We start from the raw sequence: 21,434 nt of genomic DNA on the forward strand, positions 1-21,434 counted from the left end.
TTTGACAACGGATCATAAGGTGAATTGAACATGGCGCAAACTCTTTCTGACATCGCTCAATTTTTAGGGGCCGAACTAAGAGGTGATGAATCGGTTCTAGTGAGTTCGTTGGCGGCATTGGACAAAGCTGCGTCAGGCGATATTACCTTTCTGAGTGATCCTAAGTATATTCCTGCACTGAAAACTTGCGAAGCGTCGGCTGTTATTTTAACGGAAGAACACGCTGACTTGTTTGAGGGGCCAGCCATTGTGATGGCGAATCCTTATTTGGCCTTCGCGAAATTATCGCATTTGTTTGATCCTGCGCCCAAACGAGCACCCCAAGTGCACTCGACTGCGGTCATTGCTGAGTCTGCAACGCTTGGTCAAAATGTGATCATTGGACCGTATGTGGTCATTGATGAGGATGCTGTCATTGGCGATGACACAGAGTTAATGGCGCACGTAACCATTGGTGCCGGGTCCAAGTTGGGTGCGAATTGCCGCTTGTTTCCGAGAGTTACTGTTTATCACGGTGTTGAAATGGGTGATCAGGTAGTGATTCAAAGCGGCGCAGTGATCGGCAGTGATGGGTTTGGTTATGCCAATGATAAAGGCGTCTGGCATAAAATTGCACAAATTGGTGGGGTGAAAATTGGTAGCCGTGTTGAAATTGGTGCCAACACAACCATCGACCGAGGCGCAATCGACGATACCATCATCGAAGATAACGTGATTTTGGATAATCAGATTCAAATTGCTCACAATGTGAAAATTGGTACTGGCAGCGCAATGGCTGGTTGTGCTGGCGTTGCAGGCAGTACTGAAATTGGTCGCTATTGCATGATTGGCGGCGGCTCGGTGATTGCTGGTCACATTAAATTGGCAGACGGCGTACAGCTTGTGGGAACCACCACAGTAACGGGTTCTATCAAGGAGGCGGGAACGTATGCCTCGGGGACGGGCATGCAGAAAGCCTCTGACTGGCGTAAGAGCGTGGTGCGTTTTAAACAGCTTGATGAGATGGCGAAAAAAGTTAAAAAGTTAGAAAAGCAGTTGGAAGCCTTAAACGGTTAATGTGAATTTAAACGATTGAGTAAGTGAGGCCTAAGATATGGATATCGAAGAAATTAGAGCGTGCTTACCACACCGTTACCCGTTCCTGTTAGTGGACCGGGTTACGGAGATGGACTTTGATAACAAGACAATCAAAGCCTATAAGAATGTTACCGTGAATGAACCTTTTTTTGATGGTCATTTTCCCGGGCATAGCATCATGCCTGGGGTGTTGATTCTTGAATCTATGGCTCAGGTCGCAGGTATTTTGTCGTATCAGTTACAAAATAAAAAGGCATCGGAAGGCTTTTTATATTATTTTGCTGGTGCTGATAAAGTCCGGTTTAAACAACCGGTCTTTCCAGGAGACAGGTTAGACCATGAAGCAGAGTTTATTGAATGTCGTCATCATCTGCTAAAGTTTAAATGTCGTACCTTGGTAAATGAACGAGTCGCTTGTGTGGCTGAAATTATGTGTGTTGAAAGGCAGGTAAATCTTGATTGATCCAAGAGCAATAATTGATCCTAGTGCGAACATCGCTGAAGGTGTAGAAATCGGGCCCTGGAGTATCGTGGGTCCTGATGTCACTATTGGTGAAGGAACGGTAATAGGTCCTCATGTGATAGTGAAAGGGCCAACCGAAATTGGCAAAAATAACCGGATCTTTCAATTCGCCAGTGTTGGTGAAGATTGCCAGGATAAAAAATACGCAGGTGAACCGACTCGGTTAAAGGTTGGTGATAATAACGTCATTCGTGAAGGGGTGACGATTCATCGGGGTACGATTCAGGACGAAAGTCTGACCCAGATCGGATCAGGTAATCTTTTGATGTGTTATGCCCACATTGCACATGACGTGATTTTGGGTGATAACTGTATTGTGGCGAATAATGCCTTAGTTGCCGGACATGTTCATATTGGCGATTGGGCTATTTTGGGCGGTGGTACAGGGGTTCATCAGTTCTCAAAAATCGGCGCGCACGCTATGATCGGTGGTGGTTCAGCTGTGAATCAGGATGTGCCTGCGTATGTGATTGGGAATGGTAATCCGATGAAGCCGGCGGCAATTAATATCGAAGGATTAAAGCGTCGGGGCTTCAGTAAAGAAGATATTCGTGACTTAAGAAACTGTTATAAGCTGGTTTACCGTCAGGGTTTACGACTTGAAGAGGCCCTGAAAGAAATTGAGCCGATGGCCGCAGAGTCCGCTGCTGTGAAAGTCTTTTTAGATTCCGTGCTGGCATCAACGCGCGGTATTGCCCGTTAGATTTTAAGTCGTGTTTATAATCAGCCGTCCGGATGGGGCGGCTTTTTTGTGACCAATTTTCCTGTGTTGAGTGTGAGTGTATGAGTAAACCTTTACGGATAGGCATCATTGCCGGTGAAGCGTCAGGTGATATTTTGGGAGCTGGCTTGATCAAATCTCTAAGAGCCAGATACCCCGACGCAATTATTGAGGGCATTGGTGGCCCTTTGATGATTGAGCAAGGGTTTACTTCTCACTTTCCAATGGAAAGACTTTCTGTGATGGGGTTGGTTGAGGTGCTTGGGCGCATACGGGAGCTGATTGGTATTCACCGTAAGATGTATCGCCACTTTAAAGAAAATCCGCCTGATGTGTTTATCGGAATTGATGCCCCGGATTTTACTTTACGCATGGAGAAGAAGCTCAAGCTTTTGGGCATTCCAACGGCCCACTATGTGAGTCCGTCTGTATGGGCATGGCGTAAAAAACGTATCTTTAAGATCAAAGAGAGTACGGATCTGATGCTGACCTTGCTGCCATTTGAAAGCAAGTTTTATCAGCAACACCAGATGAAAGAGTGTTTTGTTGGTCACCCTTTGGCCGATGATATTGAAATGAATCCAGATAGGAATGAAGCCTGTCAGGCGTTGGGGTTGGACGTGAATCGTCCTGTGGTCGGGATTCTGCCTGGCAGTCGCGGTGGAGAAATTAAGTACATTGGGGCAACGTTATTGCGGGCTGCGGATCAGATAAAAGCCGTCATACCTGAAGTACAGTTGGTGTTACCGGCGGCTAACGAGTTACGAAGAACTCAAATTGAAGCCATACAAACCATGTCCGGGATAGGAAAAGATATTCACATTGTTGACGGCCAGAGTCGAACAGTGATGGCTGCATCAGATGTGATCGCTTTGGCTTCCGGTACTGCTACATTGGAAGCGGCACTTCATAAGCGACCCATCGTTGTTGTTTATAAGATGGCGTCATTGACGTTTTCGATTGCCAAACGAATCGTCAAAATTGACTATGTTTCTTTGCCTAATCTGTTAGCCAATAAAGCCTTGGTGCCTGAATTGATTCAGGACGATGCGACACCTGAAAATATATCGGCAGAAGTGCTTGATCGATTACAGCATCCTGAAAAATATAAATCGGTTGTTGATGAGTTTTATGGCATTCATACATTGTTGCAGCAAGGTGGAAATGAAAAAGCGGCTACTGCTGTCCTGGCATTGATCGGAAAATAATATGGCTGATTTAGATCCTTTCGTTCCTGAGTTTAAAGGTTTGTTGCTGGCGGGTGCGGATGAAGCCGGTCGCGGCCCTTTGGCCGGGGATGTGGTGGCTGCTGCGGTGATTCTTGATCCTGAACGGCCCATTGAAGGTTTAAATGATTCGAAAAAACTCAGTGAAAAAAAACGAGAGTTATTGTTTGACCAGATTATTGATCAAGCATTGAGTTACGGCATAGCCCGAGCCTCTGTGGCGGAAATTGATGAACTCAATATTCTGAATGCCTCTATGTTGGCGATGAAACGGGCAATTGATATGTTAAGTCCTAAGGCCGAATTTGCTTTGATTGATGGCAACCGGATTCCTCCTGAATTATCTTGTCCGGCTGAGGCAGTTGTTAAAGGCGACGCCCGCCATCAGGCGATCGCCGCCGCTTCTATCCTAGCCAAAGTAACTCGTGACCGTGAAATGGTAGCCTTGGATAAACAATTTCCTGAGTATGGCTTCGCCAAACACAAAGGCTACCCAACCAAGGCGCATATCGTAGCCATTGAAAAACACGGTGTGACTAAGTATCACCGGCGCAGTTTCGGCCCGGTTCAAAAGAATCTTTCGTTATTCTGATTCAAATAGATTTTTAGCGTGTTTTGACTAAGGGTGTTTATGGTATTCTGGCGTGCTTCGTTGTCTGTTTCTTATTAATTCTGTTTAGTCTGTTACCTGGAGTTTTTCATGTCATCTGTTCCCTTCGTTCATTTGAGAGTTCATTCGGAATTCTCTCTTATTGATGGCATCGTTAAAGTCAAATCTCTGTTGTCGAAAAGCGTGGAGCAAAATGCTCCAGCGGTGGCGTTAACGGATCAGGGAAATCTGTTTGGTCTGGTGAAGTTTTATAAGGGTGCGCAAGGTAGTGGCCTTAAACCAATCATGGGCGCTGACGTCTGGCTGGAAAATGAAGAAGACCTGGATCATCCATTTCGGATTTGTTTATTGTGCCTGAATGAAAAAGGTTATCGTAATCTGACTGAAATTCTGTCCGATGCTTATCTGGTCGGGCAGAGGGACGCAGTGCCAATTGCTAAGAAAGCCTGGATTGAAGAAAAAAATGAAGGGCTGATTTTACTTTCCGGTGGTAAAGACGGCGATATTGGTTTTGCTTTGAGAAAGGGCAATCTCGACATGGCCAGGGAGCGCACCGTTTACTGGGCGAATTTATTTAAAGATCGTTTTTATCTTGAACTGCATCGTTGTGGTCGTGATGGCGATGATGAAAGTTTGCATGGTTCGCTTGAATTAGCCTCAGAGTTGAATTTGCCTGTGGTTGCGACCAATGATGTTCGTTTTATTGAAGCCACTGATTTTGAGGCCCATGAGGCGCGGGTATGTATTAACCAAGGCTTCGCACTCTCTGATCCAAGACGACCGCATAACTACACCGAAGAACAGTACCTGAAATCACCTGAGCAAATGGCTGAGCTGTTTTCAGATGTCCCCAGTGCGCTTCAGAATTCCGTTGAAATTGCCAAACGATGCAGCCTGGAAGTGAAGTTAGGGACTTATTATCTGCCGGAATTTCCAGTTCCGGAAGGCAAAACCATGGATCAGTTTTTCCGGGAGCTGTCTGCGGAGGGGCTGGAAGAGCGGCTGAAGGTGATTTTAGATAAAGCTGCGCCTGATTATGAAGAACGTCGTCAAGCGTATTACGACCGGTTGAACTTTGAACTCGATATTATTCTTCAGATGGGTTTCCCGGGTTACTTCCTGATCGTAATGGACTTTATTCAGTGGGGTAAGGACAACGACATTCCGGTTGGGCCAGGCCGTGGTTCCGGTGCCGGTTCCTTGGTGGCTTATGCTCAAAAGATTACCGATCTGGACCCGCTCGAATACGATTTGCTGTTTGAGCGATTCCTGAACCCAGAACGTGTTTCTATGCCCGATTTCGATATCGATTTCTGTATGGATAATCGTGATAAGGTCATTAAGTACGTTTCGGATAATTACGGCAAAGAAGCGGTTTCTCAGATTGTTACCTTTGGCACCATGGCTGCAAAAGCGGTGGTTCGTGATGTGGCCCGTGTTCAGGGCAAGTCTTATGGCTTGGCCGATCGACTGTCAAAATTGATTCCGGCCACGCCTGGCATGAAACTGAAAGACGCCATTGAAGAAGTTGCAGAACTGAAAGAGTTTCTGGAAACGGATGATGAAGCCCAGGAAATCTGGGAGATGGCTTTAAAACTGGAGGGTGTGACTCGAGGAACCGGTAAACACGCAGGTGGTGTGGTAATTGCGCCGACCAAATTAACCGATTTCTCACCTGTTAACTGTGACCCTGATGGAACAGGGGTGGTTACTCAGTTTGATAAAAACGACGTAGAAGAAGCTGGTCTGGTGAAGTTTGACTTCCTGGGTTTGCGGACACTGACCATTGTGGATTGGGCGCTTCAGACCGTGAATGCTAAGCGTCAAAAGCAAGGGTTAGAACCGGTTGATATCAGCCAGATTCCTTTGGATGATCAGGAATCGTTTGCGTTATTGAAGCGAGCGGAAACCACAGCAGTTTTCCAGTTGGAATCGCGAGGAATGAAGGACCTTATTCGTCGTCTTCAGCCCGATAATATTGAAGATTTGATCGCACTGGTGGCCTTGTTTCGGCCCGGGCCGCTGGAATCTGGCATGGTACAGGATTTCATCGACCGTAAACACGGTCGTGCGGAAGTGGCTTATCCCCATCCTGATTATCAGCACGATTGCCTGAAAGAAATCCTTGAGCCAACCTATGGTGTGATTGTTTATCAGGAACAGGTCATGCAGATCGCTCAGGAATTGGCTGGTTATACCCTGGGTGGAGCGGACATGTTGCGCCGGGCAATGGGTAAGAAAAAACCGGAAGAAATGGCCAAGCAACGGGGGACTTTCCGTGAAGGGGCAATTTCACAAGGGGTTGACCCTGACTTGGCGATGAACATCTTTGACCTTGTGGAAAAGTTTGCGGGCTACGGCTTTAACAAATCGCACTCGGCGGCTTATGCCATCGTTTCTTATCAAACGCTTTGGTTAAAAACCCACTATCCGGCTGCGTTTATGGCTGCGGTACTGTCTTCTGATATGGATAAGACCGAGAAGGTGGTTGTCTTCATTGAAGAGTGCCGTGAGATGAAACTCAGTCTGGTATTGCCGGACATTAATGAATCTGAGTTTAAGTTCACCGTAAATGATCAGGATCAGGTGGTTTATGGCCTGGGGGCGGTAAAAGGGGTAGGTGAAGGCCCTGTAGATGCGATTTTGACAGCAAGACAGGATGGCCCGTTTACGGATCTTTTTGATTTCTGTGAACGAGTGGGTACTCAGAAAGTAAATAAACGGACGCTGGAATCGCTTATTTTTTGTGGTGCGTTTGATAAATTAGGGCCGAACCGTGCAGCTTTATTGGCCGCTGTACCGGATGCCGTTCGCTCTGCGGATCAGTCTGCTAAAAACCAGGATGCCGGAATGGTGGACATGTTCGGTGAGCTGATGGCGGAAGATACAGAACGTGATGTGTATGAAGAGTTTCGTCATATCCGTGAGTGGTCGCCTAAAGAGAAGTTATCCAAAGAGAAGGATACCTTAGGTTTATTCCTGACAGGGCATCCGATCGAAGAATACGAATCTGAAGTTAAAGAAATTGTGACCTGTCGTTTGTCGGCGCTTCAGGCTGATAAGTCCAAATCCTATATTATTGCCGGGTTAGTGATGGACGTGCGTACCATGCAAAGCAAGAAGGGCGATACTTTAGCTTTTCTTGCATTGGATGACCGAACCGCACGCGTTGAAATAGGCCTCTTTGGTGAACTGTATGCCGAGCATAAAGATTGGTTGAAGCCTGATGTTCTGGTGGTCGCAGAGGTGGATGTGAGTTACGACTACTACACCGAAGGCATTCGTTGTCGTGTGAAATCCTTGATTGATATTGGTCAGGCCAGAACCAAATACGCCAAATACATCCGGGTCAAACTTAATGAAGCGAAAGACCCAGACGTGTTTAATAAAATGCTGACTCAAAGTTCGTTGACGTTCACGCCGGAAGGCGTGCCGGTTTTGGTGGATTACCAAAGAGACGATGCCAGAGGTCGCGTCCGTTTGGGAGATGACTGGAAATTGGCCCCTAATGATGAGAGTGTCAGTTTACTCAGATCGGAATTTGGTCACGAACGTGTAGAGATACTGTATCGAAATTCTGACATATGACCATTTTTGGGTTAGAATATTTTGGCGTAGGTTCTATTGCAGTAAGATCGCTTTTTTAAGAATTGTTTATGTCGCTTTCAGATGTGTCATCGAATTGTCTGGGCGTTTTACTTACCATTTGTTTGAAGAGTAATGAATGAATTCACAGTATCTGGACTTTGAACAGCCCATCTCTGAGTTGCAGGATAAAATCGAAGAACTTCGATTGGTTGGCAATGATAATGAATTAAACATTCATGAAGAGATTCAGCGCCTTCAAAATAAAAGTACTGCACTGACCGAATCGATTTTTTCTGAGTTAACCCCTTGGCAGGTGGCGCAGGTATCACGCCACCCAATGCGCCCTTATACGCTGGACTACGTAAAGTACATCTTTGAAGGCTTCGATGAGCTTCATGGTGATCGGAATTTTGCGGACGACCCTGCGATTGTAACGGGCATTGCGCGTTTGGAAGGGCGACCAGTGGTGGTCATTGGTCACCAGAAAGGCCGGAATGTAAAAGAAAAAGTCCGCAGAAATTTTGGCATGCCAAGGCCGGAAGGCTATCGAAAGGCGTGCCGGGTCATGGAAATGGCGGAACGGTTCAAATTACCCATCTTAACCTTCATTGATACCCCGGGTGCTTACCCGGGCATTGATGCGGAAGAGCGCGGTCAAAGCCAGGCGATTGCGCATAACCTGGCGGTGATGTCCCACTTAAATGTGCCGGTGATCTCATGCGTTGTCGGTGAAGGTGGCTCGGGTGGCGCCCTGGGCATTGGTGTCTGTGACCACCTGATTATGCTGAAGTACTCTATTTACTCTGTGATTTCACCTGAAGGTTGTGCCTCTATTTTGTGGAAAAGCGCAGAAAAAGCGCCGGAAGCGGCCGAGTCCATGGGGGTGACTGCAGAACGTTTGCTGAGTTTAGGGCTGGTGGATCAGGTCTTGGACGAGCCTCTGGGCGGAGCCCATCGGGACCCTCAGCAAATGGCCAAACATTTGAAGCAGGTGTTGGTGAAACAGTTAGAAAATCTGGAGCAGCTACCTATGGAACAACTGTTGGATCGTCGTTACCAGCGCCTTATGTCGAATGGCATCAACTGAGGCTAAGCGCGTATTCTCACTTTATAAGAACTTCATTTGATATGAACTTCACTTGATATGAAGAGCCCTAATGATCGTGATCAGCTACTGACTGAATTTCAACAGCAGCTGGCTAACTTTGAGGCCGAGAATTCGGTTGAACGATGGTGTGTGGCTCTCAGTGGTGGACTGGATTCTGTTGTTCTGTTGCACCTGCTTCATTTATCACAAAGCTCGCGCCCAATTCGGGCTATTCACGTGAATCACGGCATCAGTCTTCAAGCGGCGAAGTGGCAGTCCTTTTGTGAGCGCTTGTGTCAAGCGCTTAATATTCCCATCATTGCTGAACGTGTTTCCGTGTCTGATCAAGGGTCTTTGGAAGAGAATGCGCGAAAGGCCCGTTATCAGGTGTTTGAACAAAATATAGCTCAGGGTGACGTGTTGTTGATGGCGCATCATCTGAATGATCAGGCGGAAACCTTCTTTCAGCGTTTGATTCGTGGTGCTTCTATCTCGGGGTTGGCTGCGATTCCTATAGAGCGGTCTCTGGCTTCAGGCCAGTTATTTCGTCCTTTGTTGGGGGTATCGAGGTCGGTACTTCATGAATACGCGCTTTTGCTAGGCGTTGATTGGGTGGAAGACGAAAGTAATGAGTCTCTGCAATACGATCGTAATTTTCTTCGTCATAAAATACTGCCAGAATTGATTGGTCGTTGGCCTGGGTTGTTATCGACGGTCAGACGAACCACCGAGTTATTGCGTAAAGATTCAGACTCACTGAATTATTACCGGTCACAATGGATTGGCCAAAACGGGCAGGGAAATTGGCTGGATATTGCTTCCTTGATGTCGTTACCCAATTACGAACAGTTAGGGGTGCTTTCTCATTGGGTGACTACCTTGGCCGGAGAGTCATTGTCGTCCAAGCAATTGCAGGTTTTATGGTCTGAAGTTTGTCTGGCGAAAGAGGATGCACGGTCGGAGCTTGCGGTAGGAGAACATAGGTTTAGACGTTTTCGGAATCGACTTTATTATTCTCAGGCGGCAGAGGTATTTGATCCAGGCGTCCGTCTGAAACTGGACACCAGTTCAGACAACAAAGAGTATGAATTACCTTCTGGAGATCAGGTGTCTCTGGAGGCACAGTTGGGTGGTTTTGTTTTGCCGGAGGGACTGGTCGAGATTCGTTATCGACAAGGTGGCGAGCGGTTTAAACCCGTCCACGAGGCACATCACCGTGAACTTAAAAAATGGCTGCAAACCCAGGACATACCACCTTGGGAGCGAGGGCGAATTCCACTGCTATACTGCAACGACAAACTTGTATCGGTGGGTGATTACAGTTTTGATCAGGCCTTTGCAGCAAAACCTGATGCATACGGTTGGAAGTTGGTTTGGAATCGAAAAAAAGCTTGAAAACAGAGCCTATTTTTGACTTTTTCCGCTCTGTTACAAAAAAGGTGCAAACTGCACCAGAAAAATACATTCTTTCTGCGATTTTGAATTGTTCAAAGGTGGGTGTTCTGGTATTCTGGCGCCCCATCTTGATCAGGGCATTCTTCCTGTTTCTCACCGCATTTATAACCAAGATGGGTTCTGTATGACGCGATATATTTTCGTAACTGGTGGCGTTGTTTCTTCTTTAGGAAAAGGCATTGCCTCCGCCTCCCTTGCCGCAATTCTGGAAGCGCGCGGACTTAAAGTCACAATGATGAAACTCGATCCATATATTAACGTGGACCCGGGTACTATGAGTCCTTATCAGCACGGGGAAGTTTTCGTCACGGAAGATGGCGCCGAAACCGATTTGGATTTGGGCCACTATGAGCGTTTCATCCATACCAAGATGACTAAGCGTAACAACTTCACCAGTGGCCGTGTTTACGAAGAAGTGATTCGTAAAGAACGTCGTGGTGATTACTTGGGCGGCACGGTTCAGGTGATCCCTCATATTACTGATGAGATCAAGCGTCGAGTCATTGATGGCGCAGAAGGTGCCGATGTGGCCTTGGTGGAAATCGGTGGTACGGTGGGTGATATTGAGTCTCAGCCGTTTTTGGAAGCGGTTCGTCAAATGAAAGTTGAGTTGGGCAGCAATCGCGCCATGTTCATGCATTTGACGCTGGTGCCTTACATTGCCACCGCAGGTGAGACTAAAACCAAGCCGACACAGCATTCTGTAAAAGAAATGCGTTCGATCGGTATTCAGCCAGACATTTTGGTTTGTCGTTCTGAGCAGTCCATTCCGACGGATTCTCGCCGTAAAATTGCGATGTTCACTAACGTTGAAGAGCGTGCGGTCATTTCTTTGCCGGATGCAAACTCCATTTATAAGATTCCTGCAATGCTGCATGAGCAAGGCTTGGATCAAATCATTTGTGATCGTTTTAACATCAAAGCAAGCGCACCGGACTTGAGCGAGTGGGCGGCCGTTGCGGAAGCAGAACTGAATCCTGAGCACACAGTTAACATCGCCATGGTGGGTAAATACATGGAGTTGTTGGACGCTTATAAGTCGCTGATCGAAGCGGTTAAACACGCCGGCTTTAAATCCCGTACCAAGATCAAATTTGACTACATTGATTCGGAACGAATCGAAAAAGAAGGTACTGCCTGCCTTGAAGGTAAAGATGCCATCCTGGTGCCTGGTGGATTTGGTACCCGAGGTGTTGAAGGTAAAATTAAAACCGTTCAGTTTGCTCGTGAGAATAAGATTCCTTACTTGGGCATTTGTCTGGGTATGCAGGTGGCCGTGATTGAGTTTGCGCGTAATGTTGCCGGCCTTAAAGGCGCAAGCAGTACGGAATTTGAACAGTCATGTGAAGATCCGGTAATTGCATTGATCACTGAGTGGGTGGATGCCGAGGGCCAGGTAGAGCAGCGCGATGCCGCTTCAGATCTGGGCGGTACTATGCGTCTGGGCTCTCAGGAATGCCAGCTGGCTGAAGGTTCTACCGTTCGTGAGTCCTATGGCAAGCAGAATGTGGTTGAGCGTCACAGACATCGCTTCGAAGTGAACAATACTTACGTTGACCGATTAAAAGAAGCTGGCCTGAAAATTACTGGTGTGTCTGTGGATCAGAACCTGGTTGAGGTGGTTGAAGTGGAAGATCACCCTTGGTTTGTCGCGTGTCAGTTCCACCCGGAATTTACATCTACACCGCGTGATGGTCATGGTTTGTTCAGTGGCTTTGTCAATGCTGCACTTGAGCAATCAAATAAATAAGAAAGGGACATCTTTATGGCTCAGAAAACGATTAAAGTTCAGAACATTGAAATTGCGAACGACAAACCTATGGTTTTGTTTGGCGGAATGAACGTTTTGGAAAGTCGTGATTTAGCGATGCAAATTGCTGAACACTACAAAACGATCACTGACAAGCTCGGCATTCCTTATGTCTTCAAAGCATCGTTTGATAAAGCCAACCGTTCTTCGATTAATTCTTATCGTGGCCCGGGCATGGAAGAAGGCTTAAAGATTTTTGAAGAAATCAAAAAGACTTTCGACGTTCCGGTCATTACCGACGTTCATGAACCGTACCAGGCCGCTCCGGTTGCTGAGGTGTGTGACATCATTCAGTTGCCGGCGTTTTTGTCGCGTCAGACTGACTTGGTGAAGGCGATGGCTGAAACCGATGCGGTCATCAACATTAAAAAAGCACAGTTTTTGGCGCCGCATGAAATAAAGCACATTCTTCGTAAATGTGAAGAAGCAGGAAATGAAAACCTGATTCTTTGCGAACGGGGCAGTGCCTTTGGTTACAACAACCTGGTTGTTGATATGCTGGGCTTCGGGTTGATGAAAGAGTTTGAGTACCCTGTGTTCTTCGATGTCACGCATTCGTTACAAACTCCGGGCGGTCGTGCGGATTCTGCGGGTGGTCGTCGCGCTCAGGTAACGGACTTGGCGAAAGCGGGTATTTCTCAGGGGATTGCGGGTTTGTTCCTAGAAGCGCACCCTAGTCCGGACGAGGCGAAGTGTGATGGTCCATGTGCCTTGCCACTGGATAAGCTTGAGCCGTTTTTATCTCAGTTGAAGCAGCTGGATGATTTGATTAAAGGCTTTGAGCCTGTAGTGACCAGTTAATTAAGACTGGATAAGCACTGCTTAACGATTTCGTTTAAAATATTTTAAAAAGTAATAAATGGAGATATTCGAATGGCTAAAATCGCAGACATCAAGGCTCGTGAAGTCTTGGACTCACGCGGTAACCCAACGGTTGAAGCGGATGTAATTCTGGAGAATGGCATCATGGCTTCGGCTTGTGCGCCATCAGGTGCATCTACGGGATCTCGTGAAGCGCTGGAACTTCGAGATGGCGATAAGTCTCGCTACCTTGGCAAAGGTGTTCTTAAGGCGGTTGAAGGCGTTAATACAGAAATTCGCACAGCTTTGGTTGGCATGGATGCAACTGATCAGCGTGCATTGGACAATAAAATGTTAGAGCTGGACGGCACTGACAACAAAGCAAAATTGGGTGCAAACGCAATTTTGGCCGTGTCTTTGGCGGCAGCAAAAGCAGCAGCACAGGCTAAAGGTGTTGAGCTTTACGCGCACATTGCCGACATTAATGGTACTTCTGGCCAGTACAGCATGCCAGTTCCTATGATGAACATCGTGAATGGTGGTGAGCACGCAGATAACAACGTGGACATTCAGGAATTTATGGTTCAGCCTGTTTCTGCTCCAACGTTTGCTGAAGCGCTACGCGCCGGTGCTGAAATTTTCCACGCACTAAAGAAAGTATTGAGCCAAAAAGGCTTGAGTACATCAGTGGGTGATGAAGGAGGTTTTGCTCCAAACCTGGCTTCTAACGCAGATGCGCTTGCTGTGATTAAAGAAGCCGTTGCAAATGCCGGTTACGAATTGACGAAAGACATCACACTTGCGTTGGACTGTGCTTCTTCAGAGTTTTACAAAGACGGTAAATATGACCTGAGCGGTGAAGGTAAGGTGTTCACAGCGGAAGGTTTCAGTGATTATCTTGCTGAGTTGTGTGAGCAGTATCCGATCGTTTCTATTGAAGACGGTCAGGATGAATCTGATTGGGATGGCTGGGCTTATCAGACGAAAGTTTTGGGTGACAAGGTTCAGTTAGTTGGTGACGATCTTTTCGTAACTAACACCAAAATCCTGAAAGAAGGCATTGATAAAAACATTGCTAACTCCATCCTGATCAAGTTCAACCAGATTGGTTCTTTGTCTGAAACACTTGATGCAATTAAGATGGCGAAAGACGCTGGTTACACGGCTGTTATTTCTCATCGTTCAGGTGAAACTGAAGACACCACCATTGCTGATTTGGCTGTAGGTACTTGTGCCGGTCAGATTAAGACGGGTTCTTTGTGTCGTTCAGATCGTGTAGCTAAGTATAACCGTTTGCTTCGCATTGAAGAGCAGTTGGGCGCAAAAGCACCATACAACGGCTTGAAAGAGATCAAAGGTCAGGGCTAATATAGCTTTGGTTTATTGATACTCTGAGAAAGGGGAAACCAGTGGTTTCCCCTTTCTGCTATTTTCTGTTTTATTTCTTGAAAGATCGGTTTATATGTACCAAGTGTTGTGTGGAATATTGGTAATAGTGTTTTGTGCCCTGCAAGTTCGTTTGTGGTCGGGTGAAGGCAGTATTACTCATATTTGGGCACTGCAGGATGCGATTGAAGAACAGTCTTTTGAGAATGACCGTCTTAAAGATCGGAATCAGGTGTTGGATGCCGAAGTACAGGATTTGAAAAGTGGCCTGGAGTCGATCGAAGAACGAGCCCGAAGCGAGCTTGGGATGATCAAAAAAGGGGAGACTTTTTATTTGTTGGTTGAGGACTCTGAACGAAAATGACAGAGCAAATATGGGCGCTGCTGCCTGCCAGTGGTGTGGGCAGCCGAATGCAGGCGAATTGCCCTAAGCAGTATTTGAAAATTCAGAACGAATATATTTTAGACATCACCATTCAGAAAATGCTGTCGGTTTCAGGTTTGTCGGGGGTGATGGTGGTAATTTCCGCTGATGATGCATATTGGCCTTCAACTCAAAGTTATGCCCATCCGTCTGTTTATACGACAACTGGCGGCGCAGAACGTTTTCATTCTGTTTTAAATGGTTTGTATGCATTAAAAGAAATTACCTCGGGTCAGGACTGGGTTATGGTTCATGACGCTGCCCGGCCCTGCGTTCGGGTGTCTGATATCAATAAACTGATTTCAGTGGCCAGCAATAACGATGGTGCTTTGTTGGGGGTTCCAGCGAAAGATACGATCAAGCAGGTGGATGCAAATATCACGTTAGGCGTTGAGAAGACCTTGGATCGAAGTAAAATCTGGCAGGCATTTACGCCCCAGATGTTTCGGATTGAGGTGTTGGTCTCAGCGCTTGAATACGCAATCTCAAGCGGTTTCATGGTCACCGATGACGCAAGTGCTATGGAGCTATCGGGACATCGGCCGGTGATGGTCGAAGGCGCTTCAGATAATATTAAAATCACTCAGCCTCAGGATTTACCATTGGCGGAGTGGTTGTTAACTCAGCAAAAAAATACCACTGATGTGAGTTGAGCGTTGATACGCTCGTGCAGTGAAGTATGGATAAGGTGAAGTGAATGGGGATGCGAATCGGCCATGGCTATGACGTACATGCGTTTGGGCCGGGAGACGTAATTACACTGGGGGGGGTTAAAATTGCCTATAAACAGGGATTTGTGGCTCACTCCGATGGTGATGTGCTGATACATGCGCTGTGTGATGCGTTATTGGGCGCGGCCGGTCTTGGGGACATAGGTAAGCACTTCCCGGATACTGACCAATCGTTTGAGAACATTGATAGCCGGATATTGTTACGGCACGTGATTGAGCTACTGCAAAAAAGTGGTTATTGGGTGGTCAATGCTGACTGCACTGTGGTGGCTCAGGCGCCTAAGTTAGCACCGTTTATTGATCAGATGCGGGTTGTTTTGGCGGAAGACCTTGCTGTCACTCAGGCTGATGTCAATGTGAAAGCCACCACGACGGAAAAGCTTGGTTTTGTAGGCCGCAAAGAAGGTGTTGAAGCTCATGCGGTTGTTTTGATTGCCAAATAGCCTTGTATGTTAAGTTTGTTCTTAGCCTAAGGGCTCCTGAATATTTAAGAGTTAGACCAGATGTCGTTGTTTGAATTACCGTTTACTGACGTTTCAAAGGCACCCAAGCAAGATGTGCTGTTTAAAAGTGCGCCCGAAGATTTTCAGGTGTTTGAAATCATGGGCTTTGAGCCGTCCGGAGACGGAGAGCACCTTTGGCTGGACGTGTTAAAAAAAGGGAAAAATACTCAGGATTTGGCCAGAGATTTGGCCAAGCACTTCAATGTGGATAAAAATGCGGTCGCGTACAGTGGCTTAAAAGATAAAAATGCCATCACGCGTCAGTGCTTTACGGTGCACTTACCGGGTAAAGGTAAGTTGATTGGTATGCCTGTTTTCCGGGATGTGGATATTGTGAATAAGACACGACACAATAAGAAACTTAAAACCGGGGTTCACCAGGGCAATCAGTTCATCATTACGTTACGTGATGTCTCTGACGTCGAAGAATTAATCGGCCGTTTGGCAACCATCAAAGAGCAGGGGTTCCCGAATTATTTTGGTCATCAGCGTTTTGGTTTTGATCGGTCAAACCTGACCAATGCTATGGAGTGGCTGATTACCGGCAAGCGTCCTCGTCAGCGTTTTCTTGAGGGAATGTATTTATCCGCGCTTCGATCTTATATTTTTAATATGAGCTTGGCCGAACGGGTGGCGCAAGGGAACTGGAACCAATTGTGTGCCGGAGATTTTGCCCAATTTGACTGGAGTAAGTCTGGTTTTGTGGTCGAGAATACGGACGATGATCGCTGTTGCCATGGCGAAATTCATCCGGCAATCGCTTTGTTTGATGGGAATCATCAACTACCGGATTCTCTGGCGGAGCTGGCCGATCAGTCTTGGTTTGATAAATTCAGGAAAAAGCGGTTTTCTCCGGAAAACCGGTCGCTTCGAATTATTCCAAAAGGGCTCTCCTGGACTTTACCCGAAGAGGGTGTGTTGCAGGTTTCTTTCTCATTGCCCACCGGCAGTTATGCGACCAGTTTATTAAAAGAAGTATGCGAGTTGCAGGAACCGGAAAGAAAGAACACACAGTATTCTCCTGAGCGTCATTCTCCCGAAAAGATAGGTTAACGTATGAAAGTTTTGATCTCGAACGATGATGGCGTTAATGCTCCGGGCATTATTGGATTGGAGTCTTCGTTGTCTTCCGTCGCGGAAGTCGTGGTTTGTGCGCCGGATCGGGATCATAGCGGTGCCAGCAGTTCACTGACCCTGACCAGACCTTTAATGGCGACTGAGCTGAAGCCTGGCTGGTTCTCGGTGGATGGCACTCCCGCAGATTCTGTATATCTGGGCATGAACGGCGTGGCAGGCATCGAACCGGATTGCGTGTTTTCAGGCATTAATTCAGGTGCCAATTTAGGGGATGATGTATTATATTCAGGCACGGTTGCTGCCGCTTTGGAAGGTCGAAGCCTGAAACTGCCCGCTGTTGCAATTTCATATGTGGATCGTCGGTTAACATACCTTGAAAGTGCTGAGCGTGTGGCCAGAATGGTTGCGGAGCGATTATCCGAAATTCCTATGCCTCCTCATACGGTGTTAAACATCAATGTTCCTGACTTACCTTGGGAGCAAATAGCAGGCATGAAAGTAACGCGTTTAGGGCACCGGCAACGGTCGGCGAAACCCGAAAAAATAATAGATCCCCGAGGGAAAACCCGCTATTGGGTGTCCGCAGTCGGAAGCGTAGCGGAAGACTCAGAGGGGACGGATTTTAATGCAATAAAAAAAGGCTTTGTGTCGATAACGCCGGTTCACTTCGATATGTGTGAACATCAAGTTAGAGAACAACTGAGTCATTGGTTGGATACACAGAAATTGTAAGGTATACCGAGTGAAGGTAATTAATCTTAATGGTATTGGAATGACCTCTCTGAGAACGCGGGAACGTTTGGTTCAGCGATTAAGAGAGGAGGGTGTTTCAGATGAGATTGTCCTGAATGTTATTCGAACTACACCCAGACATATATTTGTGGATGAGGCACTTTCTCATCGCGCTTACGAAGATACTGCGTTGCCCATCGGCTTCAATCAAACGTTGTCACAACCCTATACTGTGGCCAGAATGACCGAGCTGTTATTGCAGAACGGTGCGCCGAAAAAAGTTCTTGAAGTGGGTTCGGGCTCAGGTTATCAAACCGCAGTGTTAGCGCAATTGGTGCCCAGTGTGTTTACCGTAGAGCGAATTGGCCCCTTACAGGAAAAAGCAAAGTCCAGAATGAAGTTGCTGGGCCTGGATAACGTTAAGTTTTTGCATACCGACGGTGGCATGGGCTGGCCTGAAAAAGGTCCGTTTGATGCCATTATGGTGACTGCAGCCCCGGAACACATTCCAGAAGCATTAATTGATCAGTTGACTATTGGTGGCCGCATGGTTATTCCGGTGGGCGCAGACAAACAGTATCTAACCATTGTTGACCGAACGAGCGCAGGTGTGGAAATAGAGCGTGTTGAGCCTGCCCGTTTTGTTCCGTTGTTGGCGGGTATCAGATAACATCACTCATTCATTTTACCCTTTTGTGATATTCAGTTATGGACAGGGGATGGGTGTTGAGAAATCAGGGAATAAGAAATGACTAAGCAGCAAAGAGTACAGCTTTTTTTAAAAGGCGTTGCCATGGGGGCGGCGGATGTGGTGCCTGGTGTGTCAGGAGGAACCATTGCCTTTATTACCGGCATTTACGGCCGCTTACTTGCTGCGTTAAACCGGTTTAACATTACGGCATTAGGTCTGTTGAAATCCGGCCAGATTAAAGCGTTGTGGGAACATCTGGATGCTGCGTTTCTGGTGACGTTGCTGTCTGGTATTCTGGTCAGTATTTTCAGCCTCGCAAAATTGGTTACTTTTGTATTAACCAATTACCCTGAGCCTCTGTGGTCGTTTTTTGCTGGCCTGATTTTATCGTCTTCATTTTTTGTCTTAAAAGAAGTGGAGCAGTGGCGCTTTATTGAACGGTTACTGGTGATTGTTGGAGTGCTTGCCGCTTACTTGATTTCAGCGGCGGTTCCGGTGGAAGTGGATAAAAGCCAATGGATGATCTTTTTGTCCGGCGCGTTTGCGATTTGTGCGATGATTTTACCCGGGGTTTCGGGCAGTTTTATTCTGTTGGTGCTGGGTATGTATGCTTTTATTCTGGAGGCGGTACACAGCCTTAACTTCTCTGTGCTGCTTGTCTTTGTGGCAGGTTGCGCGATTGGTCTGTTGTCTTTCTCTCGGTTACTGAGCTATTTGCTGGATAAGTACACCAGTTTGACCTTAGCGGTGCTTACCGGCTTTTTGCTTGGTGCTTTATACAAAGTTTGGCCTTGGAAGATGACGGTTATTTATCGTTTAGGGGCTGACGGTTCTCAAATGCCTTTGGTGCAATCCAATGTGATGCCTGCCAGTTATTTTGACCTGACGGGGCAGCAGCCGCAGCTGATGTTGTGTGCAGTGATGTTCATCATCGGTTATGCCATTATTTATGCGCTGGGGCGTAATGCGCCGGATAATGCTCAATTGCATGCCAAATAAGGCAATTCTTTGTTTCAATTCGTTATGTACTGTTCTTTATCGTGATGTTTTTTGGCTAATTGATTAAAAAACAAGTACATTTCCATTAAAAACAACCAGAATGTTTTTAATGAGTAGATTTTTCTTATCGTATATTAATGTGTGGTGCCTTCTCAGCATGACTGTATTAGTCATGTTGTTGAGTGCCTGTGCTGGAAAGTCGGGTTATGCCCCCGTCAGTAGCATTGATTATACGAAGGAAAAGCGCCTGACTTACCGTCAAAAATCAGCTAAATATCATACAGTTAAACGAGGCGAAACACTGTATTCCATTTCGTGGAATTATGGTAAAAACTTCAAAGAGCTGGCTCGAATTAATGGTATTAAGTCCCCCTATGTAATCCACCCCGGACAGAAAATTGCCCTGAAAACCTCTTCAAAACCTAAGTCATCTAAAGCTAAGAAAACCATAAAAAACAATGAAGTAAAGTCAGTTGTTAAGCCGATTAAAAAAGCGCCAGTTATTCGGCGCTCCAACGACAAGCGAACGGCCGGAAAAGTTCAATGGCAATGGCCGGCTTCCGGGAAATTAATCGGCACCTTTTCTTCAAACGGCCGTTTTAACAAAGGTATTGATATAGCCGGTAAATTGGGTGAGCCTGTTTATGCAGCGGCGAAGGGAAAGGTTGTATTTGCAGGTAGTGGATTAAGAGGTTATGGCAAGTTGGTGATCATTCATCACAACGAAACATATCTCAGTGCTTATGCGCACAATAGTAAGTTACTTGTAAAAGAAAACCAGATTATTAAAGCCGGACAAAAAATTGCCGAGATAGGTTCTACAGGAACAGACAAACCGAAGCTTCATTTTGAAGTTCGGAAAAACGGCAAACCGGTCAATCCGCTGCAGTATCTACCCAAAAGATAGTAAACAGCGAAAACATCTTATTGGGTAGCTGAGCAGGTTAGATTTGTACTGTTCGGGTGTGGGCTTGGTTGAGGGGCCAAGTTAACAATGGTGAACTAATAAGAAGGATAAACATCATGGCACTACAAGCAGAAGCCCATCAGGCTGAACTAGACGACGATGATGTAGCAGTTATGTCAGAAGATATTGATGTATCTGACGATGTGAATGAAGACGAAATCGATCAGTCGGTAAAGCCGATTGGTGCAGCGAAAAATCTGGACGCAACTCAGTTATACCTTAATGAAATTGGTTTTTCTCCACTGTTGTCACCTGAAGAAGAGGTGTATTACGCCCGAATGGCCCAAAAGGGTATTGAGGCCGGTCGTAAGAGAATGATTGAAAGTAATCTGCGTTTGGTAGTTAAAATTGCCCGCAGATACATCAACCGAGGATTAACCTTACTTGACCTTATTGAGGAAGGTAATTTGGGACTGATTCGAGCGGTTGAGAAGTTTGACCCGGAACGTGGCTTCCGTTTCTCAACGTACGCAACCTGGTGGATACGTCAAACCATCGAACGTGCGATCATGAATCAAACCCGAACCATTCGCCTTCCTATCCACGTAGTAAAAGAGTTAAACGTTTATTTGCGTGCAGCTCGAGAGCTCACCCAGAAGCTTGATCACGAACCGACTCCTGAAGAAATTGCCGAATTGCTGGATAAGCCCGTTGGTGACGTCAAGAAAATGTTCGGTCTTAACGAAAGAGTGACTTCGGTTGATACGCCGGTTGGGCCACACAGTGATAAATCGTTATTAGATACCATTGCTGATCAGAAAGTGTCTGATCCGGCCCAGATGGCGCAGGACGATGATATTCGTGGCAGTCTTGATCATTGGTTGGATCAATTGAGTGAAAAACAGCGTGAAGTATTGGCCCGACGTTTTGGCTTGCGTGGCTATGAAATGAGTACGCTTGAAGAAGTGGGGCGTGAAATCGGGTTAACCCGTGAGCGTGTTCGTCAAATTCAGGTGGAAGCGCTCAAGCGACTCAGAGGCATTCTTGAAAGTCAGGGTTTAAGTGGCGGTTCTTTATTCAGTTAAA

Annotated in this window: 20 protein-coding genes; all 20 read left to right on the forward strand. The window is 46.5% G+C overall.

Annotation, left to right across the window (positions count from 1 at the left end):
• The first annotated feature begins 30 nt into the window (after positions 1-30).
• Positions 31-1,056 carry a UDP-3-O-(3-hydroxymyristoyl)glucosamine N-acyltransferase gene (gene lpxD, locus ABD744_RS20495; RefSeq protein WP_344800465.1) on the forward strand — a complete coding sequence of 342 codons (1,026 nt, stop codon included), beginning with the start codon at positions 31-33 and terminating at the stop codon, positions 1,054-1,056.
• Between the two features lie 37 nt (positions 1,057-1,093).
• Positions 1,094-1,540: a 3-hydroxyacyl-ACP dehydratase FabZ gene (fabZ, locus tag ABD744_RS20500; RefSeq protein ID WP_344800466.1), complete on the forward strand. Its 447-nt coding sequence runs from the start codon at positions 1,094-1,096 to the stop codon at positions 1,538-1,540.
• On the forward strand, positions 1,533-2,303 hold the full coding sequence (gene lpxA / locus ABD744_RS20505; protein ID WP_344800467.1) for an acyl-ACP--UDP-N-acetylglucosamine O-acyltransferase: 771 nt from the start codon (positions 1,533-1,535) through the stop codon (positions 2,301-2,303). The genes fabZ and lpxA overlap by 8 nt, the downstream gene beginning before the upstream one ends.
• Positions 2,304-2,383: 80 nt before the next feature.
• Positions 2,384-3,529 (forward strand): lipid-A-disaccharide synthase, encoded by a 1,146-nt coding sequence (gene lpxB / locus ABD744_RS20510; protein WP_344800468.1) that lies wholly within the window; start codon positions 2,384-2,386, stop codon positions 3,527-3,529.
• Position 3,530: 1 nt separating this feature from the next.
• Entirely contained in the window at positions 3,531-4,139 is a 609-nt protein-coding gene (gene rnhB / locus ABD744_RS20515; RefSeq protein WP_344800469.1) for a ribonuclease HII, read from the forward strand.
• 108 nt (positions 4,140-4,247) lie between these two features.
• On the forward strand, positions 4,248-7,745 hold the full coding sequence (gene dnaE / locus ABD744_RS20520) for a DNA polymerase III subunit alpha (protein ID WP_344800470.1): 3,498 nt from the start codon (positions 4,248-4,250) through the stop codon (positions 7,743-7,745).
• A gap of 136 nt (positions 7,746-7,881) precedes the next feature.
• Complete coding sequence (locus ABD744_RS20525; RefSeq protein ID WP_344800471.1) at positions 7,882-8,832, forward strand: acetyl-CoA carboxylase carboxyltransferase subunit alpha; 951 nt, start codon at positions 7,882-7,884, stop codon at positions 8,830-8,832.
• A 57-nt stretch (positions 8,833-8,889) separates the two neighbouring features.
• Positions 8,890-10,227, forward strand: coding sequence for a tRNA lysidine(34) synthetase TilS (gene tilS / locus ABD744_RS20530; protein ID WP_344800472.1), 1,338 nt, complete (start codon positions 8,890-8,892; stop codon positions 10,225-10,227).
• Between the two features lie 184 nt (positions 10,228-10,411).
• A complete protein-coding gene (gene pyrG, locus ABD744_RS20535; RefSeq protein WP_344800473.1) occupies positions 10,412-12,037 on the forward strand; it encodes a CTP synthase in 1,626 nt (541 codons plus the stop codon).
• Positions 12,038-12,052: 15 nt separating this feature from the next.
• Positions 12,053-12,898 carry a 3-deoxy-8-phosphooctulonate synthase gene (gene kdsA / locus ABD744_RS20540; protein WP_344800474.1) on the forward strand — a complete coding sequence of 282 codons (846 nt, stop codon included), beginning with the start codon at positions 12,053-12,055 and terminating at the stop codon, positions 12,896-12,898.
• Positions 12,899-12,970: 72 nt separating this feature from the next.
• Entirely contained in the window at positions 12,971-14,266 is a 1,296-nt protein-coding gene (gene eno / locus ABD744_RS20545; RefSeq protein ID WP_344800475.1) for a phosphopyruvate hydratase, read from the forward strand.
• A gap of 94 nt (positions 14,267-14,360) precedes the next feature.
• Positions 14,361-14,648: a cell division protein FtsB gene (gene ftsB / locus ABD744_RS20550; RefSeq protein WP_344800476.1), complete on the forward strand. Its 288-nt coding sequence runs from the start codon at positions 14,361-14,363 to the stop codon at positions 14,646-14,648.
• Positions 14,645-15,361 carry a 2-C-methyl-D-erythritol 4-phosphate cytidylyltransferase gene (gene ispD, locus ABD744_RS20555; protein ID WP_344800477.1) on the forward strand — a complete coding sequence of 239 codons (717 nt, stop codon included), beginning with the start codon at positions 14,645-14,647 and terminating at the stop codon, positions 15,359-15,361. The genes ftsB and ispD overlap by 4 nt, the downstream gene beginning before the upstream one ends.
• 50 nt (positions 15,362-15,411) lie before the next feature.
• Entirely contained in the window at positions 15,412-15,882 is a 471-nt protein-coding gene (gene ispF, locus ABD744_RS20560) for a 2-C-methyl-D-erythritol 2,4-cyclodiphosphate synthase (protein WP_344800665.1), read from the forward strand.
• A gap of 60 nt (positions 15,883-15,942) precedes the next feature.
• Positions 15,943-16,995, forward strand: coding sequence for a tRNA pseudouridine(13) synthase TruD (gene truD, locus ABD744_RS20565; protein WP_344800478.1), 1,053 nt, complete (start codon positions 15,943-15,945; stop codon positions 16,993-16,995).
• A gap of 3 nt (positions 16,996-16,998) precedes the next feature.
• Positions 16,999-17,751: a 5'/3'-nucleotidase SurE gene (gene surE, locus ABD744_RS20570; RefSeq protein WP_344800479.1), complete on the forward strand. Its 753-nt coding sequence runs from the start codon at positions 16,999-17,001 to the stop codon at positions 17,749-17,751.
• Between the two features lie 40 nt (positions 17,752-17,791).
• Positions 17,792-18,421, forward strand: a complete 630-nt coding sequence (locus tag ABD744_RS20575) for a protein-L-isoaspartate(D-aspartate) O-methyltransferase (protein WP_344800666.1) — start codon at positions 17,792-17,794, stop codon at positions 18,419-18,421.
• A gap of 78 nt (positions 18,422-18,499) precedes the next feature.
• Positions 18,500-19,441: a DUF368 domain-containing protein gene (locus tag ABD744_RS20580; RefSeq protein ID WP_344800480.1), complete on the forward strand. Its 942-nt coding sequence runs from the start codon at positions 18,500-18,502 to the stop codon at positions 19,439-19,441.
• Positions 19,442-19,598: 157 nt separating this feature from the next.
• Positions 19,599-20,348, forward strand: a complete 750-nt coding sequence (locus tag ABD744_RS20585; RefSeq protein WP_344800481.1) for a peptidoglycan DD-metalloendopeptidase family protein — start codon at positions 19,599-19,601, stop codon at positions 20,346-20,348.
• Between the two features lie 116 nt (positions 20,349-20,464).
• Positions 20,465-21,433: an RNA polymerase sigma factor RpoS gene (gene rpoS, locus ABD744_RS20590; protein WP_344800483.1), complete on the forward strand. Its 969-nt coding sequence runs from the start codon at positions 20,465-20,467 to the stop codon at positions 21,431-21,433.
• The last annotated feature ends 1 nt before the right edge of the window (position 21,434 follow it).

The sequence above is a fragment of the Litoribacillus peritrichatus genome (assembly GCF_039537985.1).
Taxonomy (GTDB): Bacteria; Pseudomonadota; Gammaproteobacteria; order Pseudomonadales; family Litoribrevibacteraceae; genus Litoribacillus; species Litoribacillus peritrichatus.